This window comes from Pseudomonas sp. GW821-FHT01E10, assembly GCF_059422365.1.
This window is the reverse complement of record NZ_JBWKWT010000009.1, coordinates 174,723-186,957: the sequence shown is the minus strand read 5'-3', so window position 1 is coordinate 186,957 and position 12,235 is coordinate 174,723. Positions and strand designations below refer to the sequence as shown.

The following is a 12,235-nucleotide window of genomic DNA, read 5'->3' as shown; positions in this document are numbered from 1 at the left end:
GGATGTTCGGTTGTATGAATAAGCTTTCCCTGCTCGCAGCGACCCTGGCGTTGCTGACGTGCAACAGCGCAATGGCCATGGGGCCGTTCGACATCTACGAGCAAGCGTTACGCAATGATCCGGTGTTCCTCGGTGCCATCAAGGAGCGCGATGCCGGCCTCGAAAACCGCGACATCGGCCGCGCCGGGCTGTTGCCGAGGCTGGGTTACAACTACAACAAGGGGCGTAACTCCTCCAAGGCCACCAATCTGAATGCCCGCGGTAACAGCCAGAGTGAAGATCGCAACTACAGCAGTTACGGCTCGACCCTGACCCTGCAACAGCCGTTGCTCGATTACGAGGCTTACGCTGCGTATCGCAAAGGCGTGGCGCAATCGCTGTTCGCCGATGAAAACTTCCGTGGCAAGAGCCAGGAACTGCTGGTTCGCGTGCTGGAGAATTATACCAAGGCGCTGTTCGCCCAGGACCAGATTGACATCGCGCGCGCGAAGAAAAAAGCCTTCGAGGAGCAGTTCCAGCAGAACGAGCAGATGTTCCGCCAAGGGGAAGGCACGCGCACCGACATCCTCGAAGCCGAGTCACGTTACGAGCTGGCGACCGCCGAGGAAATCGAGGCGCGGGACGAACAGGATGCGGCTCTGCGGGAACTGGGCGCCCTGGTGGGTGTAGCCGCCATCGACATTGGCGACCTGACGCCACTGGATCAGAACTTCCAGACCTTCACCCTGCAACCGGCCAACTACGACACCTGGCACGAGATGGCGGTGGCCAATAACCCGAACCTGGCTTCCCAGCGCCAGGCGGTGGAAGTGGCGCGCTATGAAGTCGAACGCAACCGCGCCGGGCACCTGCCGAAAGTCAGCGCCTACGCCTCGATGCGCCAGAACGAATCGGAAAGCGGCAACACCTACAACCAGCGCTACGACACCAACACCATCGGTATTGAAGTCAATATGCCGCTGTACGCCGGTGGTGGCGTCTCGGCCTCGACCCGGCAGGCCAGCCGCAACATGGAACAGGCTGAGTACGAGCTGGACGGCAAGACCCGGGAAACCTTGATCCAGCTGCGCCGCCAGTTCAGCGCCTGCCTGTCGGGGGTCAACAAGCTGCGCGCTTATCAGAAGGCCCTGACCTCGGCCGAAGCGCTGGTGGTCTCGACCAAACAAAGCATTCTGGGTGGTGAACGGGTCAACCTCGACGCATTGAATGCCGAACAACAACTATTTACCACCCGCCGGGATCTGGCGCAGGCACGCTACGACTATCTGATGGCCTGGACCAAATTGCATTACTACGCGGGCACCTTGAACGAACAGGACTTGGCCAAGGTGGATGAGGCGTTCGGCCAGGGCGCGAGGGCACAGTAGCCGTTAGAAAACAGTGTGGCGAGGGAGCTTGCTCCCGCTGGGCTGCGAAGCAGACCCAATGGCGGTTGCTGCGCAACCGAACGGGAGCAAGCTCCCTCGCCACAGAATCACAGCAACACCTCGCCCCTGGGACCGGGGCCTAGAACTCTAAAAACGCCAAGAAAGCGAGATTTCATGCACATGGACGTACAGATCAAGCCGATGTCGGTCGGCACGCTGCTGCTCTTGATTTCATCAGCGCCGGGTTCGGCCCTGGCGCAGTACCTGGAAACCGGCACCCTCGGTGACCCGGCCAGTTGGCGTTCGGCGGAGTTCCAGCGCGATTGGGGCCTGGGGCGGATGCAGGCCGATCAAGCCTATGCCGCCGACATCACCGGCAAAGGCGTGAAAATCGGCGCGCTGGATTCCGGTTTCGATTCCAGCCATCCCGAATTCGCCGCAGATCGTTATCACGCGGTGACGGCCAGCGGCAGCTATGTCGATGGTTCAGCGCTCAATATCGACGGCACGCTCAACGCCCACAACGACTCCCACGGTACCCACGTCACCGGCACCATGGGCGCGTCCCGGGATGGCAGCGGCACGCACGGTGTGGCGTTCAACGCGCAAATCTACGTCGGCAACACCAACAAGAACGACAGTTTCCTGTTCGGTCCCACCCCCGACCCGCGCTACTTCACAGCTGGACCTGAGCGGCAGCCTCGGTTGGCAGCACAACCTGAGCAACACCGATTCCGAAGAACACCTGGCGTTTGCCAGCGGTGGCGCACCGTTCGCGGTGCAGAGCTCGCCGCTGGTTCGTGATGCGGCGCTGGTGGGCGCCCATGCCTGCCTGGTCTTGAGTCGGGACATTCGGTTGAACCTCGATTACACCGGCCAACTGGCCAGCCGCGAGAAGAGCCATGGAGTAGGGCTGAGTCTCAATTGGCAGTTTTAGTAGCAGGACAAGACACGCCTTTGAAGGCCCAAGGATCTTTGCAACACAACTAAGGACGGTAGCTTGATGGATAACAAGTACAACAAACTTGCCTTGCTCTGTGCACTGGCAACCCTGGGCACCGCACACGCGGCACCCTACGTGGAAAACGGCAGGGTCGGTGACCCGAACAGTTGGCGCAGCGCGGAGTTCAACGCCGACTGGGGGCTGGGGGCGATCAACGCTCAGGATGCCTATGCGGCCGGTTACACCGGCAAAGGGGTGAAACTGGGGATCTTCGACCAGCCGGTCTACGCCTTGCACCCGGAGTTTTCCGGGGCCAACAAGGTAATAACCCTGGTCACCAGCGGCATCCGCGAGTACACCGACCCATACATTCCGGTCAAAGCCGGGGACGCCTTTCTCTATGACGGTTCGCCTTCAGTAGGTTCCAACGGCAAACTCGGCGCCCACGGCACCCACGTTGGCGGGATCGCCGCGGGCAGTCGCGATGGCGGACCGATGCACGGCGTCGCCTTTGGCGCGCAAATCATCAGCGCTGACAACGGCGACCCAGGCCCGGAAGACGGCATCATCCGTGGCAACGACGGCGCGGTGTACAAGGCCGGCTGGGACGCCCTGATCGCCAGCGGCGCGCGGATCATCAACAACAGCTGGGGCATCGGCATCACCGACCGCTTCGACCTCGGAGGCCGGGACCCGGCATACCCGCACTTCACCGTGCAGGACGCGCAGCTGCAATTCAACGAAATCCAGACCTTGCTCGGGACCAAACCCGGCGGTGCCTACGACGGCGCCATTGCGGCGGCCCGCAGCGGCATCGTCACGATCTTCGCCGCCGGCAACGATTACAACCTCAACAACCCGGACGCCATCGCCGGCCTCGGTTACTTCGTCCCCCAGATCGCGCCGAACTGGATGACCGTCGCCGCGTTGCAGAAGAACCCGGACATCAACAGCCCCGACCTCTACACCATCAGCACCTTCTCGTCGCGCTGCGGCTACACCGCGAGTTTCTGCGTGTCGGCACCGGGCAGCCGCGTCTATAGCTCGATCATCAGTGGCACCAATGCCGATAACCTGACCACCGGCTACGCCAACTACAACGGTACCTCGATGGCGGCGCCGCACGTTGCCGGCTCGGTGGCAGTGTTGATGGAACGCTTCCCGTACATGACCGGCGCGCAAGTTGCCAGCGTGCTGCGCACCACCGCCACCGACCTCGGCGCACCCGGCGTCGACGCACTGTACGGCTGGGGCATGATCAACCTGCGCAAAGGCATCGATGGCCCGGCGATGTTCGTCACCGAGCAGGACATTCCCGAGGAGTTCCGCATCAACGGCGCCTACGGCTCCAGCCAGTTTGTCGCGGACTTGCCGGGTATCGGCGCGATCATCGACGCTGGCAAACCCACCGAGCGTGTGTGCAATGACGTGCATTGCGGGCTCGACTATTGGCGTAACGACATTTCCGGCCATGGCGGCCTGACCAAGCAGGGCATCGGCACGCTGGTGCTGACCGGCGCCAACACCTACACCGGCCCGACCCTGGTCAATCAGGGCCGATTGGCGATCAACGGTTCGCTGCTGTCGGCCGTCACCGTCAACAACAGCGGCATCCTTGGCGGTAACGGCAGCATCGCGGCACTGACCGCGAAAAGCGGCGGTACTGTAGCCCCCGGCAATTCCATCGGCACCTTGCAGGTGGCGGGCGACGTGACCTTCGAACCTGGTTCGACCTACGCCGTAGAACTGTCGCCCACCAGCAGCGACCGGATCATCGCCGGCGGCAAGGCGATCATTGACGGCGCAACGGTCAGCCTGTCGCTGGAAAACAGCCCGACGCTGCTGACCACCGGCGAGGCGAAAACCCTGCTCGGCAATCAGTACAACATCCTGCAAGCGGCCGGCGGAATCGAAGGGCGCTTCGGAGCAGTGCTGCCGGATTACCTGTTTATCGGTGGCACCCTCGACTACGCGGCCAACGGCATTCAACTGGCCGTCGAGCGTAATGCGACGTCCTTCACCAGCGTTGGCCAAACCCCGAACCAACGCGCCGTGGCCGCTGCCGCCGAGCAACTGGGCGCAGGCAATCCGCTGTACGAAACCCTGCTGCTGTCGCCGACCGCAGCTGTCGCGCAACAAGCGTTCCAGCAGCTGTCTGGCGAGATTCATCCGGCGATCGGCACGCTGCTGATCAACGACAGCCACTACCTGCGCGATGCCGTCGGCGACCGTTTGCGCGAGCATGATCTGTTCGACGCCGGCGCACCGACCGATGACCGCAGCAATGCCTGGCTCAAAGTGCTCGGCGCCTGGGGCAAGAGCGATGGCGGGCATGACAACGCCAGTTCTAACAGCTCCATTGGCGGGTTGCTGGTCGGTATCGATGGCTTGATCACTGAAGATACGCGCTTGGGTTTCGTCACTGGTTACAGCGACAGCTCATTGAGCATGGGCGATGGCACGCACTCTTCAGCTTCGGTCGACAGCTATCACTTGGGCGCCTACCTGGGCCATGAGATCGACGCGCTGCGCCTGAGTGTCGGCGGCGCTTACAGCTGGCATCGCATCGACGTCAAACGCGACCTGCAATTCGGTGACGTCAGCGGCAAGCAGAAATCCAAACGCGATGCGACCACCACACAACTGTTCACCGAAGCGGCCTATCGCCTGGACCTGCAACCGCTGGCACTGGAGCCGTTCGCCAACCTGGCCTACGTGCATTTGAACAGCGACAGCTTCAGCGAAAAAGGTGATGCCGCCGCACTCAAGGGCGGTGAAAACAACCGCGATGCGGTGCTCTCGACCCTCGGCCTGCGGGCGAGCAAAGCCATTGCGCTGTCCGACCAGCATCAGTTGGAACTGTCCGGCACGCTCGGCTGGCAGCACAACCTGAGCAGCACCCGTTCCGAAGACCACCTGGCCTTCGTCAACGGCAACACCGCGTTCAGCGTGCAAAGCGTGTCGATGGACCGCGATGCCGCGGTGGTCGGCGCCCGTGCCGGACTGGCGCTGGGCCGCGATACCCGTTTGAACCTGGATTACAACGGGCTGCTCGGCTCCCGGGAAAAAGACCACGGTGTGGGCCTGACCCTGGACTGGCAGTTCTGATTTGACGCAAAGGAAGCCACAACATGGGACTGTTTGATTACAAAAATGCCGGCAGTGCGGCCGGCAAGGCGTTGTACTCCGACGCGATCGCGCTGACGCTCTACGCGTACACGCCCACCGGCCAGCCACTGCCAGCGACCGCTTGGGCGCCGATTGGCGCTGCAGCCCTGGGCTATCAGGGCAAGGTGGGGCCTCAAGGCACCTTCTATGGCGAGAAGGACGGTTTCACCAGCGCCGAAGCCGAAATCCTCGGTAAATACGACGGGGCAGGGCAGCTGATCGGCCTCGGCATTGCGTTCCGTGGCACTGGCGGCCTGGGTTACAGCGACACCTTCGGCGACATGAAAAACAACCTGCTGGCCGCGGTCGGACCGGCGGATTACGCGAGCAACTACGCGAAAAACGCCTTCGATACCTTGCTCAAAAGCGTCGCCGCGTTTGCCATCGCCCACGGCCTGAGCGCAACGGACGTGCTGGTCAGCGGGCACAGTCTCGGTGGGCTGGGGGTCAACAGCCTGGCGGAGTTGAGCGGCAATAACTGGGGCGGTTTCTTCAAGGACGCCAACTACATCGCCTTCGCCTCGCCAACCCAAAGCGCCACCGGCAACAACGTGCTGAACATCGGTTACGAGAACGACCCGGTGTTTCGCGTGCTCGACGGCACCACTTTCAGCAGTGGCTCGCTGGGCAAGCACGACGGTCATCAGGATTCGGCGACCAACAACATCGTCAACTTCAATGACCAGTACGCGTCCACCGCGCAGAACCTGGTGCCGTTCAGCATCCTCAACCCGCTGAACTGGTCGGCCCACGGCTCGTTGGGCTATGCCGACGGTTTGAACCGGGTGATCGACTCGCGCTTCTACGACCTCACCGACAAGGACTCGACGCTGATCGTGTCCAACCTGTCGGAGTCGTCCCGAGGCACCACCTGGGTCGAGGACCTGGGCCGCAGCGGCGAGCCCCACACCGGCAGCACGTTCATCATCGGCACCGACAGTAATGACTGGCTCAAGGGCGGCGCCGGCAATGACTTCATCGAAGGTCGAGACGGTAACGACCGGTTCCGCGATGACGGCGGCTACAACCTGCTGCTGGGCGGCAAGGGCAGCAACACCTTCGAGCTGCAGAAGCCGTTGCAGAACTTCAGCTTTGCCAATGACGGCGACGGCACCCTGTATGTGCGCGACGCCTACGGCGGCATCAGCATGACCCGCGACATCGGCGCGCTGGTGAGCAAGGAGTCGGGTTCGTGGTGGGGCAGCAAGGAGGTGACCTACAACGTCACCGCCAATGGCTTGCTCAATGGCACGGAACTGACCCACTACAACCATTCGCTCAACGGCGACGCCTACGGCAACACGCTGGTGGCCAGCGTCGACGGTGACTGGCTGTTCGGCAATGCCGGCGACGACCTGCTGCGCAGCGATAAAAGCCATGTGACCTTCGTCGGCGGCACGGGCAATGACGTGATGCATGCCTCGGGCGGCGGCAACACCTTTTTGTTCAGCGGCGCCTTCGGTTTCGACGCGATCAATGGCTACCAGGGCAGCGACAAACTGGTGTTTATGGGCGTCCAGGGCGCGGGGCAGGGCTATGACTACACCCAGCACGCTTCACAGGCCGGCAACGACACGGTGCTGAAGATTGGCGATTACGCCGTGACGCTGGTGGGGGTGGGACTGGATAACCTGTCGGCTTCGGGGATTACGTTTGCGTAAAGGCGGCATGCACTAGAGGCTCCGGGGCGCCTCGTGATCGAGGCGTCCTGGCTGTGAGCTATCTCTGACAATTCCAACAAAGAGAGAGGCAATAGCAATGGGTGTGTATGACTACAAGAACTTCGGCGCAGCAGACTCCAAGGCGTTGTTCAGCGACGCCATGGCGATCATGCTGTATTCCTATCACAACCTCGACAACGGTTTCGCCACCGGTTACCAGCAAAACGGTTTCGGCCTGGGCTTGCCGGCCACCCTCGTGACCGCGCTGATCGGCGGCACCGACTCCCAGGGCGTGATTCCCGGCATTCCCTGGAACCCCGATTCGGAAAAGGCCGCGCTCGACGCCGTGCAAAAGGCCGGCTGGACCCCGATCACGGCCACGCAACTGGGCTATGACGGCAAGACCGACGCTCGCGGAACCTTCTTCGGCGAGAAGGCCGGTTACACCAGCGCGCAAGTGGAGATCCTCGGCAAGTACGACGCCCAGGGTCATCTCACGGAAATCGGCATTGCCTTTCGTGGCACCAGCGGCCCAAGGGAAATCCAGATCGGCGATTCCATCGGTGATGTGATCAACGATCTGCTGGCGGCGCTCGGCCCCAAGGATTACGCAAAAAACTACGCGGGCGAAGCCTTCGGCAATTTGCTCGGCAAAGTCGCGGCGTTTGCCCAGGCCAATGGCCTGGCAGGCAAGGACGTGCTGGTCAGCGGCCACAGCCTCGGCGGGTTGGCCGTCAACAGCCTGGCGGACTTGAGCAGCGAAAAATGGTCCGGGTTCTATCAGGATTCCAACTACATCGCCTACGCCTCACCGACCCAAAGCAGCAGCGACAAAGTGCTGAACATCGGTTATGAAAACGACCCGGTGTTCCGCGCGCTCGATGGCTCGTCGTTCAACCTGGCTTCGGTGGGCGTGCACGACGCTCCCAAGGATTCAGCGACCGATAACATCGTCAGCTTCAACGACCATTACGCCTCGACGGCGTGGAATGTGTTGCCGTATTCCATCACCAACATCGCCACCTGGATTTCACACTTGCCCACCGGTTACGGCGACGGCATGACCCGGGTGCTGGAGTCCAAGTTCTACGACCTGACCAGCAAGGACTCGACGATCATCGTCGCCAACCTCTCGGACCCGGCGCGAGCCAACACCTGGGTCCAGGACTTGAACCGCAACGCCGAAACCCACAAAGGCAGCACCTTCATCATCGGCAGCGACGGCAATGACCTGATCCAGGGCGGCAAGGGCAACGACTACATCGAAGGCCGCGACGGTAACGACACCTTCCGCGACAGTGGTGGCTACAACATCCTGTTGGGCGGCAAGGGCAGCAACGTGCTGGACCTGCAGCAGTCGGTGAAGAACTTCGTCTTCGCCAATGATGGTGCCGGCAACCTGTACGTGCGCGACGCCAATGGCGGCATCAGCATCACCCGCGACATCGGTAGCATCGTCACCAAGGAGCCGGGGTTGCTCTGGGGCGTGTTCAAGGATGACGTGACCCACAGCGTCACCGCCAATGGCCTCACCGTCGGCAGCAACCTGACCCAGTACGCCTCGAGCGTGAAGGGCACCACCGGCACCGACACCCTCAAGGCCCATGCAACGGGCGACTGGTTGTTTGGCCTGGACGGCAATGACCACTTGATCGGCAGCGCCGGCAACGATGTGTTTGTCGGCGGGGCGGGTAATGACCTGATCGAGTCGGGCGGCGGGATTGATACTTTCCTGTTCAGCGGCGCGTTTGGCCAGGACCGGGTGGTGGGCTACCAGGCCAACGACAAACTGGTGTTCCTCGGGGTTCAGGGCGTTGCGCCAAACGACGACTTCCGTGCCCATGCCACTGCGGTGGGGCAGGATACGCTGCTGACGTTTGGCAGTGATTCGGTGACCCTGGTAGGCGTTGGGCTGGACAGTTTGTCCAGCAGCGGCATTGTGATCGCCTGAGGGTGAGGCGGCGCCGGTAAGGGCCTCTTCGCGAGCAAGCTTCGCTCCTACATTGGAATCCATTTCCCCTGTAGGAGCGAGGCTTGCCCGCGAAGAACGATAACGCGGTAATCCTGCCTGTCCCCGTGACTCACTGGCCACTCCCGGACTCCAATACCTGCCTCAACAGCAACTGGCCCTAAAGCATCAGCCCATCCACGCGTTATCCTTATGACGCCGGTGCTGCATGCCGCCATTGAGTACAGGAGATTTTGCAACGTGAGTAACAGCAAGAGGTACACCTTCGGTCTGGCGCTGGCCTTGTTATCGGCAGCCGCCGCCGCAGAACTGCCTCAGAGCTCGATTCTGACCCGTTACGGGGTCACCTCCGATCAACTGCCGAAACCGCCAGCAACCGAAACCGCCAAGCCCATCGAAGAAAAAAGCCGCTTCCAGCTCCAGCCGGAACAGCCCTGGGTGACGTTGCGCCTGGGCGACGGCAAACAACCAGAGAAGACTGGCAATATCAGCATCGACCGTTCGATGCAGCAGGAACTGGAACGCTGCCAGCGCATGCAGGAACAACTGATCCGGCGTGGCGGGCAATACATTTCCTGCGATAACAGTATTCCGGGCACCCACTAAACACCGAGCGACCGTTATGGCATGGGCGTTCAATAACCCTGCGCGCGATCGATCTCGCCGAGCATCGGCTCACCCCGTTGATGCCGGCGGATGTTCTCCAGCAATACCCCGAACGCGCTTTCCGGCTGGGTCATCGCGGCGATATGCGGTGTCAGCAGAATCTGCGGGTGGTGCCAGAACGGATGATCTACCGGTGCCGGTTCCTGTTGCAGCACATCAAGGACTGCGCCGCTCAAGTGCCCGCTGTCCAGCGCTTCCAGCAGATCCTCTTCGATCAAATGCCCACCACGGCCCATGTTGATCAGCGCCGCGCCCTTGGGCAGTTGCTCAAACAGGTTGCGATCAAGAATGCCCTGGGTCTGTTCGGTCAGCGGCAACACACACAACAGAATGTCGCACTGGCTGAGGAACGCCGACAGTTGCGCGTTGCCGGCATAGCAATCGACCCCCGGAATGTGATGGGCACTGCGCGCCCAGCCGGACAAGGCAAAGCCCAGCGGTTGCAAGGTCGCCAGAATCTGCTGCGCCTGGGCGCCGAGCCCCATGACCCCGACCCGACGTTTGGCCGCCGGTTGCAACAAGTGCGCCTGCCAGCAGCGGGCCATTTGTTGCTGGCGGTAGCGCAGCATGTCGCGGTGCAGGCTGAGTACGGCAAAAGTCGCGTATTCGCACATGCCACGGGTGATGCCCGGATCCAGCAGACGCACCACCGGCAAGCTCGCCGGCAAGCGACCGAGGTCGAGTTGATCGACGCCGGCGGACAGGGCAAACAGCACTTGCAGATTCGGCAGCACAACGTCGAGATCGTCAGGTGCCTGCCACGCGGCCAGGTATTGAATGTCCTTCGGGTCGCCGATGTCCGGCCAGGCGCGCCATTCAATATCCGGGGCGTGTTCGGCAAACAGCGCTTGCCACTGTTTGCCGCGCACAGGGTCAGCTTTATACAGCAGGGCCATGGGCATTTCCTGAAAGGTGAAGGGGCTGCCCATCATCGCGCAATACCAGCGCAGGATCTGTCGAAAGCAGCGGCTTTAACGGGTTGTGTGATCTTGTATCGACCCGGCATCGGCAGATTCGGCGGGCTGAAGGAATCTGCCGTTTGGCGGGGTGAAAACAGTCGATCCGAATTTCTCAGGGGGCAAGTTCGGCGTAGTTCGTTTCGCGCAAGCCTTAACCTGAACACCATCGCAACCACTTCCCGGTTGCCGGACTCACGATGGGAAATGCCATGAATAGCAAAGTCGACGAAACCCCTCATTTGCTCCGTCAGCGCGATCAATTCGTGCCACGTGGCCTGGTTACCGCGCATCCGTTGGTGATCGATCGGGCCCTGGGTTCAGAATTGTGGGACGTGGACGGCAAGCGCTACCTGGACTTTGTCGGCGGTATCGGTGTGCTTAACATCGGTCACAACCACCCGAAGGTGGTCGCGGCGGTGCAGGCGCAGTTGCAAAAAATCTCCCACGCCTGTTTTCAGGTGGTGGCCTATAAGCCTTATCTCGACCTGGCCCAGCGCCTGTGCGAAATGATCGGCGGCCAGGACGCTTATAAAGCAGCGTTCTTCACCTCCGGCGCCGAAGCGGTGGAAAACGCGGTGAAGATTGCCCGCGCCCACACCAACCGCTCGGCGGTAATCGCCTTTCGTGGTGGGTTCCATGGCCGGACCTTGCTCGGCACCACGCTGACCGGCATGAGCCAGCCGTATAAACAGAACTTCGGGCCGTTCGCGCCGGAGGTCTTCCACACCCCGTATCCGAATGCCTATCGCGGTGTCACCAGCGACATGGCGCTCAAGGCACTGGACGAGTTGCTGGCGACCCAAGTGGCGCCTGAGCGGGTCGCGGCGATCATCATCGAACCGGTGCAGGGCGATGGCGGTTTCCTTGCGGCACCGGCGGAGTTTCTTCAGGCCCTGCGCGCCCTGACTGAAAAGCACGGCATCGTGCTGATCCTCGATGAGATCCAGACCGGTTTCGGGCGTACCGGCAAATGGTTCGGTTTCCAGCACGCCGGGATTCAGCCGGATCTGGTCACCGTGGCCAAGAGCCTGGCCGGCGGTTTGCCGCTGTCCGGTGTGGTCGGCAAAGCCGAGATCATGGACGCGCCATTGCCCGGCGGCCTCGGCGGTACTTACGGCGGTAACGCGCTGTCGTGCGCGGCGGCGCTGGCGGTGATCGAGGCCTACGAGCAAGAGCAGTTGCTGGCCCGTGGCGAAGCGTTGGGCGAGCGTCTGCGTCAGGGACTGTTGCGCTTGCAGGCCCGTTACCCACGGATCGGCGACGTGCGCGGCAGCGGCTTCATGCTGGCGATCGAGCTGATCAAGGATGACGAGGCACGGACCGCGGATGCCGACCTCAACCAACGACTGATCGATGAAGCCCGGGCCGGTGGCCTGTTGGTAATCAAGTGCGGCGTGCAACGCAACGTGTTGCGTTTCCTCGCGCCACTGGTGACCAGCGAAGCACAGATCGATGAAGCGTTGCAGATTCTCGACGCGGCACTGGCACGAGTCTTGAACTGA

The 12,235-nt window shown here is 61.9% G+C and carries 7 protein-coding genes and 2 pseudogenes; 8 read left to right on the top strand and 1 reads right to left on the bottom strand.

Annotation, left to right across the window (positions count from 1 at the left end; translation table 11 throughout):
- Positions 1–2 precede the first annotated feature (2 nt).
- The 7 genes and pseudogenes from AC07V0_RS17815 (at position 3) to AC07V0_RS17785 (ending at position 9,714) form a co-directional block, all read left to right on the top strand.
- Positions 3–1,367, top strand: coding sequence for a TolC family outer membrane protein (locus tag AC07V0_RS17815; protein ID WP_138867582.1), 1,365 nt, complete (start codon positions 3–5; stop codon positions 1,365–1,367).
- A gap of 180 nt (positions 1,368–1,547) precedes the next feature.
- Positions 1,548–2,051: pseudogene (locus AC07V0_RS17810) on the top strand (S8 family serine peptidase); the annotation flags it as partial.
- Positions 2,047–2,304, top strand: a pseudogene (locus AC07V0_RS17805) (autotransporter domain-containing protein); the annotation flags it as partial. The pseudogenes AC07V0_RS17810 and AC07V0_RS17805, both read left to right, overlap by 5 nt.
- Positions 2,305–2,370: 66 nt before the next feature.
- On the top strand, positions 2,371–5,418 hold the full coding sequence (locus AC07V0_RS17800) for an autotransporter domain-containing protein (protein ID WP_495019768.1): 3,048 nt from the start codon (positions 2,371–2,373) through the stop codon (positions 5,416–5,418).
- 23 nt (positions 5,419–5,441) lie between these two features.
- A complete protein-coding gene (locus AC07V0_RS17795) occupies positions 5,442–7,139 on the top strand; it encodes a polyurethane esterase (RefSeq protein WP_495019767.1) in 1,698 nt (565 codons plus the stop codon).
- Positions 7,140–7,236: 97 nt separating this feature from the next.
- The gene (locus AC07V0_RS17790) at positions 7,237–9,090 is read left to right on the top strand and encodes a polyurethane esterase (RefSeq protein ID WP_495019766.1); all 1,854 of its coding nucleotides are present in this window, start codon (positions 7,237–7,239) and stop codon (positions 9,088–9,090) included.
- Positions 9,091–9,348: 258 nt separating this feature from the next.
- Positions 9,349–9,714, top strand: a complete 366-nt coding sequence (locus tag AC07V0_RS17785) for a hypothetical protein (protein WP_086944260.1) — start codon at positions 9,349–9,351, stop codon at positions 9,712–9,714.
- 29 nt (positions 9,715–9,743) lie between these two features.
- Here the strand turns inward: AC07V0_RS17785 and AC07V0_RS17780 are convergent, their stop codons facing one another.
- Positions 9,744–10,670: a 2-hydroxyacid dehydrogenase gene (locus AC07V0_RS17780; RefSeq protein ID WP_026286404.1), complete on the bottom strand. Its 927-nt coding sequence runs from the start codon at positions 10,668–10,670 to the stop codon at positions 9,744–9,746.
- Between the two features lie 272 nt (positions 10,671–10,942).
- Here AC07V0_RS17780 and gabT point away from each other — a divergent pair, with 272 nt between their 5' ends.
- Positions 10,943–12,235 (top strand): 4-aminobutyrate--2-oxoglutarate transaminase, encoded by a 1,293-nt coding sequence (gabT, locus tag AC07V0_RS17775; protein ID WP_204123552.1) that lies wholly within the window; start codon positions 10,943–10,945, stop codon positions 12,233–12,235.